Here is a 21,449-nt window from a genome sequence, read left to right on the forward strand (position 1 = left end):
CCTCCTAGCCGGGCAGGGTGTCCGGGGCGTTGTCGGGCATGTGCTCGGGGCTCGTGTGCGACGAACCCCAGGTGCGGCGCCGGACGTAGAGCATGATCGCACCGATGACCACGATCAGCCCGGTGACGATCACCGCGCCCCACTGGAAGTACCAGTGGTCGTCGCCGTAGACCTCGGCGCGCGGCCAGATCAGGTTCACCGTCATCGCGGCGCCGTAGAGCACCGCGACCAGGTTCACCAGCGTGCCCCAGCGGCCCAGCTTGAAGTACGGGCCGTGCTCCGGGCGGGGCCAGCCGCCACGCAGGCGGTGCACCAGCATCGGACCGGTGACCATCAGGTAGGGGATGTAGAACAGGATGATCGCGGTCGAGGTCAGGATGAAGAACGCCCGCTGGTTGCCCAGGTTGATCAGCAGCACCACGACGGTGAGGCCGCCGGTGAGCAGCGCGGGCAGCACCGGCACCTTGGAACGCGGCGAGACCTTCGACATCGCCCGGCTGAACGGCAGGCGGCCGTCGCGGGCCATCGCCCAGGCCATCCGGATGGCGGCGGTCTGCACGGCGAGGCAGCACACGGTGATCGCGATCGCCGAGCAGATCAGGAAGGCGTCGCCGAGCCCTTCGCCGAGGGTGCTCTTCAGCAGGTACGGCATGCCGGACGTGCTGAGCTCCTTGGCACTCAGGTCACCGACGGCCATCATGCCGAACAGCATGATCAGCCCGCCGACGACGAACGCGGCGGTGATGGCGCGCAGGATCGCGCGGGGCGCGTGCCGCCGCGGCTGGGTGGTCTCCTCGGCCAGCGAACCCGCGGTGTCGAAGCCGTAGAAGACGTACGCGCTCATCAGCGACGCCACGAGGAACGCGCCGAGATACCCGAACGAGTGACCCTCGCCGGTGCCCGCGGTGTCGAAGACGAGGCCGGGGCCGCGCTTGATGTGGATGGCCAGCGCGATCACGAGCAGGATGCTCGCGCCGAGTTCGACCGCGACGCCGAAGTTGTTGATCTTCGCCATCAGCTTGACGCCGATGATGTTCACGACCGTGGCGAACACGACCAGGATGAGGGCCAGGATGATGGCGTTCTGCGCGCCACCGGGTGTCGACGTCAGACCGGCGTCTTCGTCGCTGCCGACGATCTGGAACGCGGTCGAGACCTGCGGCAGGATGATCTGGTAGGCCACCGCGACGGCCGCCGCCGTGACGATCGCGCCGATGATCATGATCCAGCCGGCCAGCCACGACGTCGCGGGCTTCGCGATCTGCTTGGCCCACTGGTACACCGACCCGGCGAGCGGGAACTGCCCGGCGAGCTCGGCGAAGCACAGGGCGACGGCGGCCTGGCCGAGGAAGACCAGCGGCCACGTCCAGATGAAGGCCGGGCCCCCCGACCCGAAGCCGAAGAAGAAGAGCTGGAACACGCCGGTCAGGATGGAGATGTAGCTGAACCCGGCGGCGAAGCTGGAGAACGACCCGAGCGAGCGCTCGAGTTCCTGGCGGTAGCCGAACTTCTCGAGTTCGGAGCTGTCGTCGGCAGCAGGCCCCCCGCCCGCCGGTATTTCCTGAGTGGTCATGGCATGCGTCCTCACGTGGTGGGTGGGGGAATTTCAGCCTTTGAACCAGTGCTGCGGAACGGGATCGATGTTCTGGTAGACGTGCTTGCTCTCCTGGTACTCGGCCAGCCCGGACGGCCCGAGCTCGCGGCCGATACCCGACTTGCCGAAACCACCCCACTCCGCCTGCGGCAGGTAGGGGTGGTAGTCGTTGATCCACACGGTGCCGTGGCGCAGGGCCCCGGCGACCCGCTGGGCGCGGGACGCGTCCGACGTCCACACCGCCCCGGCGAGCCCGTACTCGGTGTCGTTGGCCAGCGCGATCGCGTCGGCCTCGTCGGTGAAGCGTTCCACGGTGACGACCGGGCCGAAGACCTCTTCCCGGACGACCGCCATGTCCCTGGTGCAGTCGGAAAACACCGTCGGACGCAGGAAGAAGCCGTTTTCGTACTGCGGCCCTTCGGGACGCTTGCCGCCGGCCCGCAATGTCGCGCCCTCCTTGAGAGCGCTTTCGATGTAGCCCTCGACCTTGTCACGGTGCTGCGCCGAGACGAGCGGACCGGTTTCGGTCGTGGGGTCCAGGCCGTCGCCGACGCGGATCCGGTCGGCGCGGGCGGCGAGGTCCGCGACGAACCGGTCATGGATCTCATCCTGGACGATCAAGCGGGCGCCCGCCGAGCAGACCTGTCCCGAATGGACGAACGCGGCCATCAGCGCGTAGTCCAGCGCGGTGTCGTAGTCGGCGTCGGCGAAGACCACGTTCGGGTTCTTGCCGCCCAGTTCCAGCGCGACCCGGCGGACGCCCTTCGCGGCGGCCGTCATGATCTTCTCGCCGGTCGCGTAGCCGCCGGTGAAGGAGACCAGGTCGACGCCCGGGTGTTCGACCATCGCCGCGCCGACCCGGCCGTCGCCGAGCAGCAGGTTGACGACCCCGGCCGGCGCGCCGGCCTCCTCGAGCAGGGCGACGAGCTTGATCGTGGTCAGCGGCGTGACCTCGCTGGGCTTGAGCACGACGGTGTTGCCCGCGGCCAGCGCCGGCGCGACCTTCCAGGACATCTGCAGCAGCGGGTAGTTCCACGGCGCGATGAGCGCGCAGACGCCGACGGGTTCGTGCACGATCCGGCTGACGACGGTCGCGCTGCCCGCGTCGACCAGGCGTCCGGCGTCCTTGTCGGCGAGGTCGGCGTAGTAGCGGAAGACGTTCGTCACGTCGTCGATGTCGATGCCGCCCTCGCCGAGCGTCTTGCCGGTGTCGAGGCTTTCGGTGCGGGCCAGCTCTTCGCGATCGCGGACCAGGAGGTCGGCCACCTTGCGCAGTAAGGCACCTCGTTCGGTGGCGGTGGTCCGCCGCCACGGGCCTTCGTCGAAGGCCCTTCGCGCCGCTCTGACAGCGGCGTCGACCTCCGCGCGGCTCGCTTCGGCGACGGTCACGATGACCTCGCCGGTCGCGGGGTTCAGCACGTCGGAGCGCGTCCCGGTGGACGCGTCCAGCCAGATGCCGTCGATGTGGAGGTCCTTCACTCCGGCTCCTTCCGGATCGGTGGTGGCCGGTACGGGTCGAGAGTGCGTACATTTGTACGCGAAACATGTACAGATGTCCACAAGGGGGCTCGATGGCCAAGAGCGAACCCGGCGCGACGAGGCGCCGCGGTCCGAACGACCCCGAGCGGCGCGCGCGGATCGCCAAGGCCGCGATCGAGGTCGTCGCGCAGCGGGGGATCGACGGGGTCACGCACCGCTCGGTCGCCGCGGCGGCCGGCGTCCCGCTCGGCTCGACGACCTACCATTTCGCGACGCTGGACGACCTCCTCGAGGTCGCCCTGCACGAGGCGGCCGAGAAGAACGTCCACGCGCTGAAGGAGTGGGAGTCCGCGCTCCCGCCGGACGCCGACTTCGCCGCGGCCCTCGCCGAGCTGGTGATGGGCTACATCAACGAGCAGTACCGCGACACCGTCGTCGAGTACGACCTGTACGTCGCGGCCCTGCACCGGCCCGCGCTGCGCAAGGCGAGTGCGGCGTGGGACGAGGCGCTCATCGCGTTCTTCGGCTCCCGGACCGACCCGCTCACCGGCCGGCTGCTGGCGGGTTTGTTCTGCGGCCTGCTGATGCAGGCGGCGCTGGCCGACCCGCGGCCGACGCGTGCGGAGATCGAAACGCTGTTCCGGCGGGCGATCGAGGGACCGCCGGCCCGAACTTGTTGACAGGCGTGCGCGGCGGCAGTCACTCTGTTCCGGAGTGAGCAACAAGACGCGTTCTGCGCAACTCCCGTCCTGACCGCGGAGAGGACCACGCCGGTGACCGCAATCGATCTCCCGCCGAGCCTGCTCGCCACCCTGCCCGGCTCCGCCTACACCGACCCGGCGATCTTCGCGCAGGAGCAGGCGAAGATCTTCGAGGCGGACTGGTTCTGCGCCGTGCGCAGCGCCGACCTCGCCGGGCCGGGGGCGTTCGAAACCGTCCAGATCGGCAAGGAGAGCGTCCTCGTCTCCCGCGGGCGGGACGGCAAGCTCAACGCTTTCCTCAACGTCTGCCGCCACCGCGGCGCCCGGCTGTGCACGTCCGAAAGCGGGACGGTGAAGCGGGCCTTCCAGTGCCCGTACCACGCCTGGACGTACGGCCTCGACGGCAAGCTGGTCGCCGCGCCCAACCTCACCGGCATGCCGGACGTCGACCGCACCGAGTTCGGCCTGACGAAGCTCCACCTGCGCGAGTGGCTCGGCTACGCCTGGGTCTGCCTGGCCGACGAACCGCCGTCGTTCGAGGAGACCGTCGTCGGTGCCGTCACCGAACGCCTCGGCGGCCCGACCGAGATCGACGCCTACGGCATCGACGGCCTCGCGCTCGGCAAGCGCATCGAGTACGACGTGCAGGCGAACTGGAAGCAGATCATCGAGAACTTCATGGAGTGCTACCACTGCGCGACGATCCACCCGGAGCTCACCGAGGTGCTCCCGGAGTTCGCCGACGGCTACGCCGCGCAGTACTACGTCGGCCACGGCGCCGAGTTCGGCGGCGAGATCAAGGGCTTCACCGTCGACGGCTCCGAGGGCGTCGACCGCCTCCCCGGCGTCACCGAGGCCCAGGACCGCAAGTACTACGCCATCACCATCAAGCCCGGGGTGTTCGTCAACCTCGTCCCCGACCACGTCATCGTCCACCGGATGTTCCCGCTGGCCCCGGACCGGACGCTGGTGCGCTGCGACTGGCTGTACTTGCCGGAAGTGGTCGAGTCCGGCCGGGATCTCAGCCGGTCGGTGGAACTGTTCCACCGCGTCAACCTGCAGGACTTCGAGGCGTGCGAACGCTGCCAGCTCGCGATGGACTCGCGGTCGTACGCGCGCGGCGGGGTGCTCGTGCCCAGCGAGCACCACATCGGCGCGTTCCACGACTGGGTCCGCGCGCGGCTGGGTTCCTGAAAAGCGCGGTCTAGATCAACGTGCGGATGGCGGCCTCGAAGCCGGTGACGTGCTCCAGCGCCAACGCGGCGGCCTTCTCGCCGTCGCCCTCGATGATCGCGGTGAGGAGCGGGACGTGCTCGTCGACGTGGCCGGCCATCCCGGACAGCCGGGGCACGAACACGCACCAGATCCGCGTCGCCAGGTTGTCGTACCGGATCAGCGTGTCCTCGAGGAACGGGTTGTGCACGCACCCGTAGATCGCCCGGTGCAGGGCAAGGTCGGTGCGCAGCAGCTCGGCGTTGTCCCCGGTGGGGACGCCGGCGTCGAGCTGCGCGCGCAGCTCGGTCAGGGTCGCCCGGTCGGCCGCGGTCGCGCGGTCGGCCGCGGCGGCCGTCGCCATCGGCTCCAGCGTCCGCCGGACCTCGGAGATGTGCGCGAGGTCGGAGATGTTGACGTCGGTGGCGAACGTCCCGCGCCGCGGGTAGGCGACGACCAGCCGCTCGGACTCCAGGCGCTTCAGCGCTTCGCGGATCGGCGTCCGGCCCATGCCGAGTTCGCTGCCGAGCTCCTCCTCGTTGATGGGGGAGCCGGGCCGGATGTCCAGCATGACCAGGCGATCACGGACGAAGTGGTACGCCTGTTCCGCCAGGGACGGGGGATTGACCTGCGGGTGCATGGCGCTTAGCCTACATCGACGATTGATATATCAGAAGTCGACCACGAAGGGTTCATGATGCTCAATCACTCCCTGGCCGACTACGACCCCGTGGTCGCCGAAGCGATCGGCGCGGAGCTGCACCGGCAGCAGTCGACGCTGGAGATGATCGCCTCCGAGAACTTCGCGCCGCTTTCGGTGCTCCAAGCCCAGGGCTCGGTGCTGACCAACAAGTACGCCGAGGGCTACCCCGGCCGGCGCTACTACGGCGGCTGCGAACACGTCGACGTGCTCGAACAGCTCGCCATCGACCGCGTCAAGGCGCTCTTCGGCGCCGGGTTCGCCAACGTCCAGCCGCACTCGGGTGCCCAGGCCAACGCGGCCGCGATGGCCGCGTTGCTCAAGCCCGGCGACCGGATCCTCGGCCTCTCGCTGGCCCACGGCGGGCACCTGACGCACGGGATGCGGATCAACTTCTCCGGCCTGCTCTACGACGTCGCCGCGTACGAAGTGTCCGAAAAGGACTACCGCGTGGACATGGCCGAGGTCGAGCGGCTCGCTCGCGAGCACCGGCCGAAGGTGATCATCGCCGGCTGGTCGGCCTACCCGCGTCAGCTGGACTTCGCCCGGTTCCGCGAGATCGCCGACGAGGTCGGCGCGTACCTGATGGTCGACATGGCGCACTTCGCCGGGCTGGTCGCCACCGGCCTGCACCCGTCGCCGGTGCCGCACGCGCACGTCACGACGACCACCACGCACAAGACCCTCGGTGGCCCGCGCGGCGGCGTCGTGCTGACCAATGACCCGGCGCTGGCCAAGAAGATCAACTCCGCCGTCTTCCCCGGTCAGCAGGGCGGTCCGCTCGAACACGTCATCGCCGCCAAGGCCGTCGCGTTCAAGATGGCCGCCGAGCCCGAGTTCGTGGAACGCCAGCAGCGCACTCTGCGCGGGGCGAAGCTCCTGGCCGAGCGGCTGCTGGACGGCGGGGTCGATGTGCTGACCGGTGGCACCGACGTCCACCTCGTGCTCGCCGACCTGCGCGACTCCGAGCTGGACGGCAAGCAGGCCGAAGACCGGCTGCACGAGGTCGGCATCACGGTGAACCGCAACGCCGTCCCGTTCGACCCGCGGCCGCCGATGGTGACGTCCGGGCTGCGGATCGGCACGCCGGCGCTGGCCACCCGCGGGTTCGGCGACGCCGAGTTCCGCGAGGCCGCCGACGTCATCGCCGAGGCGTTGAAGCCCGGCTTCGACGTCGAGAAGCTCCGCGCCCGCGTCACCGCACTGACCGAGCAGTTCCCGCTGTACCCGGAGGCCACCCGATGACCCGCACGCCCGGCGCGGACCTGCCGGACCACCCCGACTTCCTCTGGCCCGACCCCGAGCCGGAAAAGGCCTACGACGTCGTCATCGTCGGCGGCGGCGGGCACGGCCTCGCCACCGCGTACTACCTGGCCAAGCAGGGCATCACGAACGTCGCCGTGCTGGAGAAGGGCTGGCTCGCCGGCGGGAACATGGCCCGCAACACCACGATCATCCGCTCCAACTACCTCTGGGACGAAAGCTCCGGCATCTACGAGCACTCCCTCAAGCTGTGGGAAGGGCTCGAAGAGGACCTCGGCTACCCGATCCTGTTCAGCCAGCGCGGGGTGCTGAACCTGGCGCACAGCCTGCAGGACGTCCGCGACAGCGTCCGCCGCGTCGAGGCCAACAAGCTCAACGGCATCGACGCCGAGTGGGTGGACGCCGACGGCGTCAAGGAGATCTGCCCGATCGTCAACACCTCCCCGGACGTCCGCTACCCGGTGCTCGGCGCGACCTTCCAGCCGCGTGCGGGCATCGCCAAGCACGACTACGTGGCCTGGGGGTTCGCCCGCGCCGCGCACGAGATGGGCGTCCACCTGATCCAGAACTGCGAGGTCACCGGGATCTCCACGGTGGACGGACGGGTCACCGGCGTCGAGACGACCCGGGGCCGGATCGCCGCCGGCAAGGTGGCGCTGTGCGCGGCCGGGCACACGTCGGTGCTGGCCCGCATGGTCGGGCTGGACCTGCCGCTGACTTCGCATCCGTTGCAGGCATTGGTGTCCGAGCTGCTGGAGCCGATCCACCCGACGGTCGTCATGTCGAACGCCGTGCACGTCTACGTTTCCCAGGCGCACAAGGGTGAGCTCGTGATGGGCGCGGGCATCGACAGCTACAACGGCTACGGCCAGCGCGGCTCGTTCCACATCATCGAGCAGCAGATGGCGGCCGCGCTGGAGCTGTTCCCGGTGTTCGCGCGGGCGCACCTGCTGCGGACGTGGGCCGGGATCGTCGACACCAGCCCGGACGCGTCGCCGATCATCGGCCTGACCCCCGTCGAAAACCTGTTCCTCAACTGCGGCTGGGGTACCGGCGGCTTCAAGGCCACCCCCGGCGTCGGGGACGTTTTCGCGCAGACCATCGCGCGGGGCAAGCCGCACGAGTACGCCGAGCCCTTCGCCCTCGACCGGTTCACCACCGGTGCCCTCGTCGACGAGCACGGCGCCGCGGCCGTCGCGCATTAGGAGTGTCCACATGCAACTCATTCCCTGCCCCTGGTGCGGGCCGCGCGAGGAAGCCGAATTCCACTACGGCGGCCAGGCGCACGTCGCCTACCCGGCGGATCCGTCGGCACTGTCCGATGAGGAATGGGCGAAGTTCGTCTTCTTCCGGGAGAACCCGAGCGGGCCGTTCGCCGAGCGGTGGAGCCACTCCGCGGGCTGCCGCCGGTGGTTCAACGCCGTCCGCGACACCCGCACCCACGACCTGAAGGCGGTCTACCGCCTCGACGAACCCAAGCCGGTGATCCCATGACCCGACTGTCCGGCGTCCCGCTCAAGTTCACCTTCGACGGCCGCGAGCTGACCGGTTTCCTCGGCGACACCCTGGCGTCCGCGTTGCTGGCCAACGGCATCCACCAGGTCGCGACCAGCATCAAGTACGGCCGGCCGCGCGGCATCGTCGGCGCCGGCGTCGAGGACTCGAACGCCTTGGTGCAGATCGAAAAGCCGTTCCCGGAGCCGATGCTGAGCGCGACGACCGTCGAGCTGTACGACGGTCTGGTCGCCCGCGGCCTGCCCGGGCAGGGGCGTCTGGCCGCCGAGCCGGACCCGGCGCGGTACGACGCCAAGCACGTCCACTGCGACGTCCTGGTGATCGGCGCCGGACCTGCCGGGCGCGCCGCCGCTGCCGCCGCGTCCGGGCGGGTGCTGCTCGTCGACGACCAGCCTGACGGCGAAGCTCCCGAAGGAGTCCGGTTCCTTTCGCGCACCACGGCGTTCGGCGTCTACGACGACGGGTTCGTGCTGGCCCTGGAACGCCGTGGCGAGCCCGCCGCGCCCGAGCGGATCTCGCGGCAGCGGGTCTGGCGGATCCGGGCGAAGCGGATCGTCATCGCCACCGGCGCCCACGAGCGGCCGATCGTGTTCCCGGACAACGACCGTCCCGGCATCATGCTCGCCGGTGCCGCGCGGACGTACTTGAACCGGTACGGCGTCCTCGCCGGGCAGCGCGTGGTCGTGTTCACCACCAACGACTCCGCGCTCGCCGCCGCCGCCGACCTGGCCGAGGCCGGGGCCGAGATCGTGCGGATCGTCGACGCCCGCGAGGGCTACGGCGTCATCGGCACCGACGGCGACCAGCACATCACTGCCGCGTACGTCGCTCCGCTGGGATCGATGGAGGGGGAGCGGGTCGAGTGCGACCTGCTGCTCGTGTCCGGCGGCTGGAACCCGGCCGTGCACCTCTACAGCCAGGCCCGCGGCACCCTCCGGTACTCACCGGAACTCGGTGCGTACGTCCCGGCCGGAGACCTCCCGAACGTGAGCGTCGTCGGCGCGGCCGCGGGCGAGGGACTGCCGGAGACCAAGGTGCTCTGGCAGGTGCCCGCCCCGGAGTCCGAAGTGGACACTCGGTTCGTCGACCAGCAGCGCGACGCGACCGTGTCGGACGTCCTGCGCGCCACCGGCGCCGGGCTGCGGTCACTGGAGCACATCAAGCGCTACACGACGATCGGCACCGCGCACGACCAGGGCAAGACGTCCGGCATGCTCGCCGCCGGCATCACGGCCGAGGCCCTCGGCGTCGACCTCGCCGACCGGCGGCCGACGACGTTCCGGCCGCCGTACACGCCGGTCCCGTTCGCCGCGCTGGCCGGACGGAACCGCGGTGACCTGCACGACCCGGTGCGCGTCACGACGATCCACCCGTGGCACGTCGAACACGGCGCCGAGTTCGAGAACGTCGGCCAGTGGAAGCGCCCGTGGTACTACCCGCGCCCCGGCGAATCGATGGCCGACGCCGTCCGGCGCGAGTGCCGCGCGGCCCGCAACGACGTCGCGTGCATGGACGGGTCCACGCTCGGCAAGATCGACGTCCAGGGCCCGGACGCCGGCTGGTTCCTCGACATGCTCTACACGAACCTGATGAGCACCCTGCGCGTCGGGCGCATCCGCTACGGCGTGATGTGCGGGGTCGACGGCATGGTGATCGACGACGGGACGGTCATCCGGGTCGGCGAGGAGCGGTTCCTGGTCACCACGACCACCGGCAACGCGGCGAAGATCCTCGAGTGGATGGAGGAGTGGCTCCAGACGGAGTGGCCGCACCTGCGCGTCTTTGCGACCTCGGTGACCGAGCACTGGACCACCATCCCGCTGGTCGGCCCGCGGTCGCGGGAAGTCCTCGGCCGCCTCGCGCCGGACCTGGACGTCTCGAACGAGGCCTTCGGGTTCATGACCTGGCAGGACGCCGAGGTCGCCGGCCTCCAGGCGCGCGTCTGCCGGATCAGCTTCTCCGGCGAGCTGGCGTATGAGATCAACGTCCCCTCGTGGCACGGGCCCGCGCTCTGGCAGTCCATAGTGGACCAAGGGGTCACGCCGTACGGCACCGAGACCATGCACGTCCTGCGCGCCGAGAAGGGCTACCCGATCATCGGCCAGGACACCGACGGCACGGTCACCCCGCAGGACCTCGGCATGTCCTGGGCGGTGTCGAAGAAGAAGGCCGACTTCATCGGCAAGCGCTCCTTCGCCCGCGCCGAGAACAACCGCCCCGACCGCAAGCACCTGGTCGGTTTGCTCGCGGCGGACCCGTCGGTGCTGCTGCCCGAGGGCTCGCAGCTCATCGAATCGGAGGTCGTGCCCGAACCGCCGGTGCGGATGCTCGGCCACGTCACCTCCAGCTACGACAGCGCCGCCCTCGGCCGCACCTTCGCCCTCGCCCTGGTGCGCTCGGGTCGCGAGCGGATCGGCGAGACGCTGTACGTGCCGGTCGGGGACCAGGTCGTGCCGGTGACCGTGACCGAATCCGTGCTCTTCGACAAGGAAGGAGCCCGCCGTGACGGTTGACGCGGTCGACGAACCGTTCCGCACCCAGCTCACCGTCTGCCTCCGCGACGGGCAGGCCCTGCTCGGCGTCGACCTGCCCACGCCGTGCACGTTCACCAGCGGCAACGGCGTCGACATTCTCTGGATGGGCCCCGACGAGTACCTCGTGCTCGCCGAACCCGGTCGCCAGGCCGAGCTGGAAGCGGCCCTTTCCCGTGAAGCGGACGCTGTGGTGGATGTCTCGGCGCAGCGCAACGTCGTGCGGCTCACCGGGACGCACGCGGCCGACGTCCTGGCGCACGGGTGCTCGATCGACCTGGAGGTGTCACCGCCGGGTACGTGCGTGCAGACCTTGCTGGCGCGCACCGGGATCGTGCTGATGGTCCGGGAAGAAGGCTTCACGATCCTCGTGCGACAGTCCTTTTCGGACTACTTCAAGGCGTGGCTGGCCGACGCGAGCTGGGAGTACGTCTCGTGACCTTCACCTTGACGCTCAAGTGCCCCGAACGCTCGGGCATCGTCCACGCCGTCACGACGTTCCTGGTCGGGCAGGGCTGCGACATCGTCGAGCACCAGCAGTTCGACGACGACGTCCGCGGCTCGCTGTTCCTGCGCACGTCGTTCACCTGCACCGAGGCGACCACAGTGGACGATCTGACCCGCGCGTTCGCCCCGGTGGCCGGCGACTTCGGCATGGAGTTCGGCTTCTCCGACGGCACGCCGCCGCGGATCCTCGTGATGGTGTCGAAGTTCGGGCACTGCCTCAACGACCTGCTGTTCCGCTGGCGCGCGGGCGGCCTCGGCGCCGAGATCGCGGTGGTTGTGTCGAACCACGAGGACCTGCGGCCGATGGCCGAAGCGGCCGGCGTGCCGTTCGTGCACGTCCCGGTCACGCCGGACACCAAACCGGAGGCCGAGCAGCGGCTGCTCGACCTGGTCGGGGAGTTTTCCGCGGATCTGGTGGTGCTCGCCCGGTACATGCAGGTGCTGTCCAACGAGCTGTGCCAGAAGCTCGAGGGCCGCGCGATCAACATCCACCACTCGTTCCTGCCCGGGTTCAAGGGCGCCAAGCCCTACCACCAGGCCTACGACCGCGGCGTGAAGTACGTCGGCGCGACCGCGCACTACGTCACGCCCGACCTCGACGAGGGCCCGATCATCGAGCAGGAGGTGCAGCGCGTCGACCACACGTACTCGCCGCGCGAGCTCGTGACCGTCGGCCGCGACGCCGAAGCCCTCGCCCTCTCCCGCGCGGTCCGCTGGCACTGCGAACACCGCGTCCTGCTCAACGGCAACAGCACCGTCGTCTTCCGTTAGGAGTTCGCCATGACCGCACCGCGAGTCGTGATCATCGGCGCCGGCATCGTCGGCGCGAACCTCGCCGACGAGCTGACCGCCCGCGGCTGGACCGACGTCACCGTGCTCGACCGGGGCCCGCTGCCGCGCACCGGCGGGTCCACTTCGCACGCGCCCGGCCTGGTGTTCCAGACCAACGCGTCCAAGGCGATGACGGACTTCGCGCGCTACACCGTTTCGAAGCTGAAGGAGCTGGACTGCTTCCTCCAGGTCGGCGGCATGGAGGTCGCGACCACCCCGGCCCGCTGGGAAGACCTCAAGCGCAAGCACGGCTGGGCAACCTCGTGGGGCGTCGCCGGGAGCCTGATCGACGCGGCGGAATGCGTCGAGCGGTGGCCGCTCCTGGACGGTTCGCGGATCTTCGGCGCGCTGCACGTCCCGACCGACGGGCTCGCGCGGGCCGCCAAGGCTGTCGAGGTGCTGGCCACGCGGGCGGGGTCCCGTGGGGCGAAGTTCATCGGGTCCACTCGCGTCACTGACGTGCTTCAGGAAGGCGGCCGCGTCACCGGTGTCCGGACCGACCAGGGTGACTTCCCGGCCGACGTCGTCGTGTCGTGCGCGGGGTTCTGGGGCCGCGAGATCGGCGCGATGGTGGGCATGGACGTCCCGCTGTTGCCACTGGCGCACCAGTACGCGAAGACCGGCCAGGTGGCGGAACTCGTCGGGCGCAACACCGAGGAGGTCGAGGCGAGCCTGCCGATCCTGCGCCACCAGGACCAGGACCTGTACTTCCGCGAGCACGTCGACCGGCTCGGCATCGGCTCCTACGCGCACCGGCCGATGCCGGTCGAGGAGTCCACATTGGACCCTTCGGTGACCGAGACGGCGATGCCGTCCATGCTGCCCTTCACCGAGGACGACTTCGCACCTTCTTGGGAACAGAGCCGGCTGTTGCTTCCCGCATTGCGTCAGACGAAGGTCGAGGAAGGCTTCAACGGCATCTTCTCCTTCACGCCGGACGGCCAGTCGCTGGTCGGCGAGTCGGCCGACGTCCGCGGGTTCTGGCTGGCCGAGGCGATCTGGGTGACGCACTCGGCCGGCATCGCGAAGGCGGTCGCCGAGCTGCTCGTCGACGGGCATTCCGAAGTGGACACCCACGACATCGACGTCCACCGCTTCGAGGAGGTCCAGCTCGCGCCGTCGTACGTGAGCGAGACAGCGCAGCAGAACTTCGTCGAGGTCTACGACATCCTGCACCCGTTGCAGCCCAAGCTGTCCCCGCGCGACCTGCGCGTGACGCCGTTCCACGCGCGGCAGCGCGAACTGGGCGCGGTGTTCCTGGAGGCGGGCGGCTGGGAACGGCCGCACTGGTTCGAGGCCAACGCGCCGCTGCTGAAGAAGCTCCCGCACGACGCGCTCCCGCCGGCGCGGGACGCGTGGTCGGCGCAGTTCCACTCGCCGATCGCGGCCGCCGAGGCGTGGCAGACGCGCAACGGCGTCGCGCTGTACGACATGACTCCGTTGAAGCGCGTCGAGATCAGCGGACCCGGATCGCTGGAGTTCCTGCAGTCGTTGACGACCAACCAGCTCGACAAGTCGGTCGGCTCGGTGACCTACACGCTGATGCTCGACAACGCGGGCGGCATCCGCAGCGACGTCACCGTGGCCCGGCTGGAACCGGAGCTGTTCCAGGTCGGGATCAACGGCGGTATCGACGTCGACCACTTCGTCAAGCACGCGCCGGCCGGGGTGCGGGTCCGGGACACCACCGGCGGAACGTGCTGCGTCGGCGTCTGGGGCCCGCTGGCGCGGGACCTCGTGCAGCCGTTGTCGCGCGAAGACTTCTCGCACGCCGGGCTGAAGTACTTCCGGGCCCGGCGGGCGCGGATCGCCGGGGTGCCGGTGGTCGCGATGCGACTGTCCTATGTGGGCGAGCTCGGCTGGGAGGTCTACACGAGCGCGGACAACGGCCTGCGGCTGTGGGACGCGCTGTGGGCGGCCGGGCAGCCCCTCGGCGTCATCGCGGCCGGGCGGGCGGCGTTCAACAGCCTGCGGCTGGAGAAGGGCTACCGGCTGTGGGGCACCGACATGACGACCGAGCACGACCCGTACGAGGCCGGCGTCGACTTCGCGGTGCGGCCGGCGAAGGGGGAGTTCCTCGGCCGGGACGCGCTCGAGGGCCGGACACCGTCGCGGCGGCTGCGGTGCCTGACGATCGACGACGGCCGCACGGTCGTGCTGGGCAAGGAACCGGTGTTCGTCGACGGCGTGGCCGCGGGCTACGTCACGAGCGCGGCGTACGGGTACACCGTCGGGCGACCGATCGCCTACGCGTGGCTCCCGGCGTCGGCGGACATCGGCAGCAGCGTGGAGATCGAGTACTTCGGCCGCCGGGTCGCGGCCACCGTGGCCGCCGAGCCGCTGGTCGACCCCGGCATGGAACGGATCCGGCGGTGACCGGGCGGACGGCCACGATCCGGGTGCCGACGTAACGTCGATCACGTCGGCATGCCGGCTCGCCGGCGCGGGTACATCCACAGCAAGTCCATGGAAGCGCGCCAGGAAATTCTCAGGAACGAGGCGTTTCCTGGAGGGGCCGGAGGCTTGTCGAGGGCTGGAGCTGTGCATGAGCGAGTACGACCGAGGACCGCAGGGCGGCGGCGAGTACCCGTACGGCTACGGCCAGGGCTACTACGACCAGCAGCCCCGTGACCAGTGGGGCCGTCCGTACCCGCAGCAGTACACCCAGCCCCAGGGCTTCTACGGCCCCGACGGGCACACGCAGGGCTTTTACGGCCCGCCGGCGTACGGCTACCCGCCGCCCGTTCCGCAGCCGCCGCGCCGGCGGCCCGTGCGCGCGCTGGCGTTCGCCGTCTTCGCGGTGGCGATCGCCGTGGTCGCCGGGCTCGGGATCGGGCACCTCATCTCGGCCTCGACCAGCCCGAGCGCGAGCGGCAACCAGAACTTCGGCTTCTCCGGCCAGCCCAGCTCGTCGCAGACGGTGCTCGACGCCGACGCCGTGGCCGCGAAGGTCAACCCGGCCATCGTCAACATCAACACCGAGCTCGGCCTGCAGGGCGCGGCCGCGGCCGGCACCGGGATCGTGCTCACCGCGGACGGCGAGATCCTGACGAACAACCACGTCGTCGCGGGCGCGACCAGTATCAAGGCCACCAGCATCGGCACCGGCGACACCTACAAGGCGCACGTCGTGGGCTACGACCGCAGCGAGGACATCGCGGTCATCCAGCTCGAAGGCGCCTCCGGCCTGCCCACCGCGAGCATCGGCGACTCGGGCACGGTCAAGGTCGGCGACCAGATCCTCGGCCTCGGCAACGCGGGCGGCAAGGGCGGCGACCCGGTGCCGGCGCCCGGCACGGTGACGGCGCTGGACCAGTCGATCACGGCGTCCGACGAGTCGAGCGGGTCGTCCGAGCAGCTCACCGGCCTGATCCAGGTCCGCGCGAACATCGAGTCCGGCGACTCCGGCGGGCCGCTCGTCAACGCGGACGCGCAGGTCATCGGCGTGGACACGGCCGCGTCGACGGGTTACCAGCTCAACGGCCGCCGCAGCGGCGGGGCCGGGCAGGGCTTCGCGATCCCGATCAACCAGGCGGTCGACATCGCGCACAAGATCGTCGCGGGCACGGCGACCGACAAGATCCACATCGGCAAGACGGCGTTCATCGGGGTCTCGGTGTCGGACGGCCAGGGCGGCGCCCAGGTCCGCGAGGTGGTCTCCCGCGGCCCGGCCCAGCAGGCGGGCTTGGCGGCGGGCGACGTGATCACGGCGATCGACGGCAAGCCGGTCGACTCGGCGACGACGTTGACGAACGTGATGGACACCCACCACCCGGGCGACAAGCTGACGCTGTCGGTCACGGACGCGTCGGGGGCGCAGCAGCAGCTGCCGGTGACGGCGGCCGAGGGGCCCGTCGGCTGAGCCGGTGCCGGTGGGCTGACGGCGGCTGCCGCTGGCTCGCGGGGCACCACCACCGATCCCGACGATGGTGGTGGTGCCCCGCGTGTTCCCGGCGGTGATCCGAAGCGGTCAGTCCGCGAGGGCCAGGAGATCGGCCTCAGGGACCGGCTCTTCGGCCGGCTTCCGGCGCGCGACCAGGCCGCTGATCGCGATCAGCAGGCCCAGCACCGCGATGCCGGTGACCACGCTCAACGCCGGGGTCAGCCCGGTGAGCAGCGCGGCCGGCGAGGCCTCACGGCCGCCGTTGGCGGTCAGGACCGCCGTCACGACCGCGAGGCCGATCGCGCCGCCGACCTGCAGCGACGTGTTCAGCAGACCGCCCGCCAGGCCCTGCTCGCTGTCCGGGACCCCGGCCGTGGCCTGGATGTTCAGCGACGAGAACGCCAGCGTGAAGCCGATGCCGAGCAGGATCATGCTGGGCAGGACGCTGCCCGCGTACCCCGAGTGCTCGTCGATGCGCAGGAACAGCGCGTAGCCGATGACGTGCGCGACCACGCCCGCGAAGATCGTGCGCGGCGTGCCCACGCGGTCGATCAGCGGCTCGATGCGCGGCGAACCAAAGGCCACGATCAGCGCCGCCGGCAGGAAGCCGAGCGCCGTCTGCAGCGCGGACCAGCCGAGCACCCGCTGCAGGTACAGCATCACGACGAACTGGAACCCGATGTACGCGCCGAAGAACAGCGCGCCGCCGAGGTTCGCGCGGGCCAGCGGGCCGGACTTGAGGATCCCCAGGCGCAGCAGCGGGTGAGCGCTGCGCTTTTCGATGACCACGAACGTCACCAGCAACGCGAGAGCGACGGCGAACGTGATCAGCGTGCGCGGCGCGGCCCAGCCGATCTCCGGTGCCTCGACGACGCCGAACACCAGCAGCAGCGACCCGGCGGCGCCGGTGACGGCGCCCGGGAAGTCGTAGCCCTTGCCCTCTTCCGGCCGGTACGTCGGGATCAGCTTCCAGGCCGCGACCAGCGCGACGAGCGCGATCGGGGCGGGCAGCAGGAACGTCCAGCGCCAGCCGACCTCGGTCAGCAGGCCGGAGAACACCAGGCCGGCGGAGTACCCGCTGGCGCCGAACACGGCGAAGATGCTGATCGCCTTGTTGCGGGCCGGGCCCTCCTGGAACGTCGTGGTGATGATGGAGAGCGCGGCCGGCGCGGTGAAGGCGGCGGCGAGGCCCTTGACGAAGCGGCTCGCGATGAGCAGCGCGCCGTCGTCGACGAGGCCGCCGAGCAGCGAGGCCAGCGCGAACACGGCGACGGCGACGAGGAACACGCGGCGGCGGCCGAGCAGGTCGGCGGTGCGGCCGCCGAGCAGCAGCAAGCCGCCGTAGCCGAGGACGTACCCGCTGACGACCCATTGCAGCGCGTTGGTGGACAGGCCGAGGTCGGCCTGGATGGCGGGGAGCGCGACTCCGACCATCGAGACGTCGAGCGCGTCGAGACCGACGACGATCGACACGGTGAGCAGGACACCCCAGAGACGTGCGTCCCACCGGGTTGAAGTGGTGGACAAGGACACGGAAGAGCTCATGGCGGCGACACTACATGCACGCGCATCTAATGTCTAAGCATTTAATGCGTTTGCATCTGATGTCCGTGCATGGTAAGTTGACCGCTGTGAGCGACGTCGCTGAGCAAGGCCTGGTCGAGGAGTGGCACGAGTTGCTGGCCCGCTACTCGGCCGTGTTCACCACGCTCGAGTGCCGCCTCCAGGAGCGCCACGGCATCGGCGCGAACGAGTTCGAGGCCTTGGAGCGCCTCGCGACGTGCGACTTCAAGTGCCGCTCGGCCGACCTGACCGGAGCGATCCACCTCAGCCAGAGCGCGACGTCACGACTGGTCGCCCGGCTGGAGAAGGAGGGCCTGGTCGAGCGCGCGCTGTGCGAGGTCGACCGGCGCGGCATCTTCGTGACGATCACCGAGGCCGGCCGGGAGAAGTACCTCGCGGCCAAGCGGACGCACCGCGAAGTGCTCAACGAGACCCTGCGCTGACCACCGGGACCGGCCGGCAGTACTCACGGCGAGTCAGCGCGCGACCCGCTCGTCCGTGCCCGGCACCTTCGCCGTGGTGATCGCGATGCGGTTCCACGTGTTGATCGTGAAGATCAGCGCGAGCAGCTGGGCCAGTTCCTCCTCGGCGAACTGACCGGCCGCCCGGGCGTAGACGTCGTCCGGGACGCCGTCCGCGATCAGCGTGACCGCTTCGGTCAGCGCCAGCGCGGCCTGCTCCTTCTCGCTGAAGAAGCTCGCGGCCTCGTGCCACACCGCGATCATGTGCAGCCGCTCCTCGCTCTCGCCGGCCTTGCGGGCGTCGGAGGTGTGCATGTGCAGGCAGTACGCGCAGCGGTTGAGCTGTGACGCGCGGATCTGGACCAGCTCGACCAGTGCGGGGTCCAGCCCGGCGCGGGCGGCGGCGTCGAAGCCGATCAGGGCCTTGAAGGCTTTCGGGGCGGTCTTGGCGAAGGTGAGGCGGGAGTTCGTCATGACCAGAAATCTAGGGCCACTTTGACCCCCGTGTAGGGTGCATTTCCGTGCCGGAATCGTGGGTCAATTCGGGAGTCGACCTCCACCTGGAACTGGCGGCCGGCGGCAAGCGGGCCGCGCTCATCACCGCCCTGCGCGACGCCGTCCGCACCGGCCGGCTCGCCCCCGGCACCCGGCTCCCGCCGTACCGGGCACTGGCCGCCGACCTGGGGCTGGCCCGCAACACCGTCGCCGACGCCTACGCCGAACTGGTCGCCGAAGGCTGGCTGACCGCGGTCCAGGGCTCCGGGACGCGCGTCGCCTCGCGGGCCGAGCCGCTCCCGCCGGCCAGGACGCCGAAGAAGGCGCCCGTGCCGGCGCCGCGGCACAACCTGCGTCAAGGCCAGCCGGACGCGACGTCGTTTCCGCGCACCGAATGGCTCGCCGCCGCCCGGCGCGCGCTGAACGTCGCCCCGCACGACGCTTTCGGGCCCGGCGACCCGCGTGGCCGGCCCGAACTGCGGGCCGCGCTGGCCGGTTACCTCGCGCGGGCCCGCGGGGTGCGGACGGCGCCGGAGCGGATCGTCGTGTGCTCGGGGTTCGCGCACGCGCTGCGGCTGCTGTTCCCCGCGGTGCTGCCCGGCCCGCTCGCTGTCGAGGCCTACGGCCTGCCGTTCCACCGCTCGATCTTCGACGCGGCCGGCGTCGAAACGATTCCCCTTGCCCTGGACGAAAAAGGCGCGCGCGTCGACGAACTGACCGTCCCGACCGTGCTGTTGACGCCCGCGCACCAGTTCCCGACCGGCGGCCCGCTGCACCACGACCGCCGCGCGGCGGTGCTCGACCACGTCCGCGCGACCGGCGGCGTGCTCATCGAGGACGACTACGACGGCGAGTTCCGCTACGACCGCAAGCCGGTCGGCGCGGTGCAGGGGCTCGACCCCGAGCACGTCGTCTACGTCGGTTCGGTGAGCAAGAGCCTGTCACCCGCGTTGCGGCTGGGGTGGCTGGTACTCCCGGAGGCGCTGATCGACGCGGTGCTGGCGGCGAAGGGCGAACGCGAGGCGTGGGCGGGGGTGGTCGATCAGCTCACGCTGGCGGAGTTCCTGCAGGCCGGTGCGTACGACCGGCACATCCGGCGCATGCGCCAGCGGTACCGCCGCCGGCGCGACCTGCTGGTCGACGCGCTGGCGGACCGGGCGCCGCACGTGGTGCCGACCGGCATCGCCGCGGGACTGCACGCGGTGCTGCGGTTGCCGCCGGGAACCGAGCGGTCGGCGGTGAAAGCCGCTGCGTGGCAGGGACTCGCGCTCGACGGCTTGGCCGGCTTCCGTCACCCGGCGAGCAGGATGTCCACAATGGACGGACTGGTGGTGGGTTACGCGACCCCGCCCGAGCACGCGTACCCGGCGGCGATCGACGCCTTGTGCCGCGCGCTGCCACCGCGCTAGGCGGGCTGCCACAGCTCGACGCGATTGCCCTCGGGGTCCACCACCCATCCGAACCGGCCGACGCCGTCCATCTCCTGGACGTCGTCGACCACCTCGGCGCCCTTCTCCCGCAGCTGGGCGAGCATCGCGTCCAGGTCGCGGACCCGGAAGTTCAGCATCGTCTGCTGCGCCGGCGAACCGAAGTAGTCCGTCGACGCCTCGAACGAAGCGAACACCGTCGGGCCCGGCTGCTGCTGCCACACACCGGTCGCGTCGGCGTCCAGGCCGAGGCAGTCCCGGTACCAGGCGCCCAGCGCCTCCGGGTCCGCCGCGCGGACGAAGTACCCACCGATGCCGAGCACGCGTTCCATGCCGCGATCCTGCCAGATCGTCCTCAGCCGACGATGTCGATCTCGAACGGGTCGGCCGCGCTGTAGTTGATGTCGGCCCACACCGCGCCCGGCAGGTCGTAGCGCCGGTGGGACGTCAGCTTGTTGTTGTAGCCCGCGACCTGCGTCGGGTTGTGGCCGACACCCTGGTGGTCGTTGCCCCACGCGAAGATGTCGCCGACCCACATCGGCTTCGAGAAGCCGTCACCGCCCAGCCGCGGCCGGACGATGACCGCCGCGCCGGGGCTGCCGGACAGGAACACCCGCACCGTGTTCTGGTTGGCGTTCGGCGGGGTGACGGTGATGCGCTCCATGATCTCCACTCCAGTCGAGGCGGAACCGTTTCCGTCCACTCCGGGCCAGTAGTCCGCGACGGACGAGACGTCGTAGCCCGGGGCGACGTCTCCGCGGTACTGCTTGGCGATCGCGCCGGCGGGGATGGCGGGATCGCCGTTGTAGTGGGCGATCCAGTAGTGCGGCTCGGCGACGCCGGCCGACGAGAACGCCGACCGCACCGTCGGCCAGGTCGAGAGGTTGCAGTAGATCGTGGGGTCGGCGCCCGCCGCGCGGCGCATCCGGACCCAGCCCGGCGCCTCCGCCGGGGTGGCGTCCCCGGGTTCGACGTCCAGGACGTGACCGTCGTTGGTCGAGGCCTTCTTGACGATCGTGACCTTGACCGCGTTCGGGAAGCGGGCCCAGTCGGCGGCCGACCAGGGTTCGAGCTTGATCTTGTCGATGTATCCCGCGACCATCTCCGCGCCGGCGGGGATGTTCGCGGCCGTGACCGCGTCGTACATCGTGCGCACGGGTTGCGTCTCCGTTCGGTGCCGTTCGCCGTTTCGGGGACGGCGAAATCGTCATCGCGATCCGCCATCGTGCTGTTACCCATGTGGGACGGGCGTCAAGCGCGAATGTTACGCAGTTCGGAGCAATCACC

19 protein-coding genes are annotated in these 21,449 nt (G+C 70.5%); 12 read left to right on the forward strand and 7 right to left on the reverse strand.

The window, feature by feature from the left end:
• Positions 1–4 precede the first annotated feature (4 nt).
• Together ACERZO_RS10615 and ACERZO_RS10620 are read right to left on the reverse strand one after the other, a co-directional pair.
• Complete coding sequence (locus tag ACERZO_RS10615; RefSeq protein WP_372664363.1) at positions 5–1,573, reverse strand: amino acid permease; 1,569 nt, start codon at positions 1,571–1,573, stop codon at positions 5–7.
• A 33-nt stretch (positions 1,574–1,606) separates the two neighbouring features.
• Positions 1,607–3,073, reverse strand: a complete 1,467-nt coding sequence (locus tag ACERZO_RS10620; protein WP_372664364.1) for an aldehyde dehydrogenase family protein — start codon at positions 3,071–3,073, stop codon at positions 1,607–1,609.
• A 92-nt stretch (positions 3,074–3,165) separates the two neighbouring features.
• On the opposite strand from ACERZO_RS10620, the gene ACERZO_RS10625 reads away from it, so the two are divergent.
• Both ACERZO_RS10625 and ACERZO_RS10630 read left to right on the forward strand, forming a co-directional pair.
• Positions 3,166–3,753, forward strand: a complete 588-nt coding sequence (locus tag ACERZO_RS10625; RefSeq protein ID WP_372664365.1) for a TetR/AcrR family transcriptional regulator — start codon at positions 3,166–3,168, stop codon at positions 3,751–3,753.
• A 93-nt stretch (positions 3,754–3,846) separates the two neighbouring features.
• The gene (locus ACERZO_RS10630; protein WP_372664366.1) at positions 3,847–4,968 is read left to right on the forward strand and encodes an aromatic ring-hydroxylating oxygenase subunit alpha; all 1,122 of its coding nucleotides are present in this window, start codon (positions 3,847–3,849) and stop codon (positions 4,966–4,968) included.
• 10 nt (positions 4,969–4,978) lie between these two features.
• Here ACERZO_RS10630 and ACERZO_RS10635 read toward each other — a convergent pair whose 3' ends face one another.
• On the reverse strand, positions 4,979–5,626 hold the full coding sequence (locus ACERZO_RS10635) for a GntR family transcriptional regulator (RefSeq protein ID WP_372664367.1): 648 nt from the start codon (positions 5,624–5,626) through the stop codon (positions 4,979–4,981).
• A gap of 54 nt (positions 5,627–5,680) precedes the next feature.
• Between ACERZO_RS10635 and glyA the strand changes: the two genes are divergently transcribed.
• From glyA to ACERZO_RS10675, 8 genes are all read left to right on the forward strand, one after another.
• Positions 5,681–6,931: a serine hydroxymethyltransferase gene (gene glyA / locus ACERZO_RS10640; protein ID WP_372664368.1), complete on the forward strand. Its 1,251-nt coding sequence runs from the start codon at positions 5,681–5,683 to the stop codon at positions 6,929–6,931.
• The gene (locus ACERZO_RS10645) at positions 6,928–8,154 is read left to right on the forward strand and encodes a sarcosine oxidase subunit beta family protein (protein WP_372664369.1); all 1,227 of its coding nucleotides are present in this window, start codon (positions 6,928–6,930) and stop codon (positions 8,152–8,154) included. The genes glyA and ACERZO_RS10645 overlap by 4 nt, the downstream gene beginning before the upstream one ends.
• A gap of 10 nt (positions 8,155–8,164) precedes the next feature.
• On the forward strand, positions 8,165–8,443 hold the full coding sequence (locus tag ACERZO_RS10650) for a sarcosine oxidase subunit delta (RefSeq protein WP_372664370.1): 279 nt from the start codon (positions 8,165–8,167) through the stop codon (positions 8,441–8,443).
• Positions 8,440–10,977, forward strand: a complete 2,538-nt coding sequence (locus ACERZO_RS10655) for a 2Fe-2S iron-sulfur cluster-binding protein (RefSeq protein ID WP_372664371.1) — start codon at positions 8,440–8,442, stop codon at positions 10,975–10,977. Before ACERZO_RS10650 ends, ACERZO_RS10655 begins: the two co-directional genes overlap by 4 nt.
• Positions 10,967–11,434, forward strand: coding sequence for a sarcosine oxidase subunit gamma (locus ACERZO_RS10660; protein ID WP_372664372.1), 468 nt, complete (start codon positions 10,967–10,969; stop codon positions 11,432–11,434). The genes ACERZO_RS10655 and ACERZO_RS10660 overlap by 11 nt, the downstream gene beginning before the upstream one ends.
• Positions 11,431–12,273, forward strand: coding sequence for a formyltetrahydrofolate deformylase (gene purU, locus ACERZO_RS10665; RefSeq protein ID WP_372664373.1), 843 nt, complete (start codon positions 11,431–11,433; stop codon positions 12,271–12,273). Before ACERZO_RS10660 ends, purU begins: the two co-directional genes overlap by 4 nt.
• A 9-nt stretch (positions 12,274–12,282) precedes the next feature.
• The gene (locus tag ACERZO_RS10670; protein WP_372664374.1) at positions 12,283–14,709 is read left to right on the forward strand and encodes a GcvT family protein; all 2,427 of its coding nucleotides are present in this window, start codon (positions 12,283–12,285) and stop codon (positions 14,707–14,709) included.
• A 169-nt stretch (positions 14,710–14,878) separates the two neighbouring features.
• Positions 14,879–16,195, forward strand: a complete 1,317-nt coding sequence (locus tag ACERZO_RS10675; protein ID WP_372664375.1) for a S1C family serine protease — start codon at positions 14,879–14,881, stop codon at positions 16,193–16,195.
• A gap of 108 nt (positions 16,196–16,303) precedes the next feature.
• On the opposite strand, the gene ACERZO_RS10680 is transcribed toward ACERZO_RS10675, so the two are convergent.
• Positions 16,304–17,761, reverse strand: coding sequence for an MFS transporter (locus ACERZO_RS10680; protein WP_372664376.1), 1,458 nt, complete (start codon positions 17,759–17,761; stop codon positions 16,304–16,306).
• 86 nt (positions 17,762–17,847) lie between these two features.
• Between ACERZO_RS10680 and ACERZO_RS10685 the strand changes: the two genes are divergently transcribed.
• On the forward strand, positions 17,848–18,222 hold the full coding sequence (locus ACERZO_RS10685; RefSeq protein WP_372664377.1) for a MarR family winged helix-turn-helix transcriptional regulator: 375 nt from the start codon (positions 17,848–17,850) through the stop codon (positions 18,220–18,222).
• 33 nt (positions 18,223–18,255) lie between these two features.
• Here the strand turns inward: ACERZO_RS10685 and ACERZO_RS10690 are convergent, their stop codons facing one another.
• Complete coding sequence (locus ACERZO_RS10690) at positions 18,256–18,714, reverse strand: carboxymuconolactone decarboxylase family protein (RefSeq protein WP_372664378.1); 459 nt, start codon at positions 18,712–18,714, stop codon at positions 18,256–18,258.
• A 47-nt stretch (positions 18,715–18,761) separates the two neighbouring features.
• Between ACERZO_RS10690 and pdxR the strand changes: the two genes are divergently transcribed.
• On the forward strand, positions 18,762–20,144 hold the full coding sequence (pdxR, locus tag ACERZO_RS10695) for a MocR-like pyridoxine biosynthesis transcription factor PdxR (protein ID WP_372664379.1): 1,383 nt from the start codon (positions 18,762–18,764) through the stop codon (positions 20,142–20,144).
• Here the strand turns inward: pdxR and ACERZO_RS10700 are convergent.
• Entirely contained in the window at positions 20,141–20,494 is a 354-nt protein-coding gene (locus tag ACERZO_RS10700) for a VOC family protein (RefSeq protein WP_372664380.1), read from the reverse strand. The two genes, pdxR and ACERZO_RS10700, sit on opposite strands and share 4 nt — an antisense overlap.
• A 23-nt stretch (positions 20,495–20,517) precedes the next feature.
• The gene (locus tag ACERZO_RS10705) at positions 20,518–21,318 is read right to left on the reverse strand and encodes a hypothetical protein (protein ID WP_372664381.1); all 801 of its coding nucleotides are present in this window, start codon (positions 21,316–21,318) and stop codon (positions 20,518–20,520) included.
• Positions 21,319–21,449: the final 131 nt, after the last annotated feature.

Origin of the sequence: Amycolatopsis kentuckyensis, assembly GCF_041679295.1 — a bacterium.
In the GTDB taxonomy this organism is placed as follows: Bacteria; Actinomycetota; Actinomycetes; order Mycobacteriales; family Pseudonocardiaceae; genus Amycolatopsis; species Amycolatopsis kentuckyensis_A.

Excerpts from the sequence above, each read along its gene's own strand:
- ACERZO_RS10615 (WP_372664363.1), bottom strand. The coding sequence starts at position 1,573 with ATGACCACTCAGGAAATACCGGCGGGCGGGGGGCCTGCTGCCGACGAC.
- ACERZO_RS10625 (WP_372664365.1), top strand. The coding sequence starts at position 3,166 with ATGGCCAAGAGCGAACCCGGCGCGACGAGGCGCCGCGGTCCGAACGAC.
- ACERZO_RS10635 (WP_372664367.1), bottom strand. The coding sequence starts at position 5,626 with ATGCACCCGCAGGTCAATCCCCCGTCCCTGGCGGAACAGGCGTACCAC.
- glyA (WP_372664368.1), top strand. The coding sequence starts at position 5,681 with ATGATGCTCAATCACTCCCTGGCCGACTACGACCCCGTGGTCGCCGAA.
- ACERZO_RS10645 (WP_372664369.1), top strand. The coding sequence starts at position 6,928 with ATGACCCGCACGCCCGGCGCGGACCTGCCGGACCACCCCGACTTCCTC.
- ACERZO_RS10650 (WP_372664370.1), top strand. The coding sequence starts at position 8,165 with ATGCAACTCATTCCCTGCCCCTGGTGCGGGCCGCGCGAGGAAGCCGAA.
- ACERZO_RS10655 (WP_372664371.1), top strand. The coding sequence starts at position 8,440 with ATGACCCGACTGTCCGGCGTCCCGCTCAAGTTCACCTTCGACGGCCGC.
- ACERZO_RS10670 (WP_372664374.1), top strand. The coding sequence starts at position 12,283 with ATGACCGCACCGCGAGTCGTGATCATCGGCGCCGGCATCGTCGGCGCG.
- ACERZO_RS10675 (WP_372664375.1), top strand. The coding sequence starts at position 14,879 with ATGAGCGAGTACGACCGAGGACCGCAGGGCGGCGGCGAGTACCCGTAC.
- ACERZO_RS10680 (WP_372664376.1), bottom strand. The coding sequence starts at position 17,761 with ATGAGCTCTTCCGTGTCCTTGTCCACCACTTCAACCCGGTGGGACGCA.
- ACERZO_RS10690 (WP_372664378.1), bottom strand. The coding sequence starts at position 18,714 with ATGACGAACTCCCGCCTCACCTTCGCCAAGACCGCCCCGAAAGCCTTC.
- ACERZO_RS10700 (WP_372664380.1), bottom strand. The coding sequence starts at position 20,494 with ATGGAACGCGTGCTCGGCATCGGTGGGTACTTCGTCCGCGCGGCGGAC.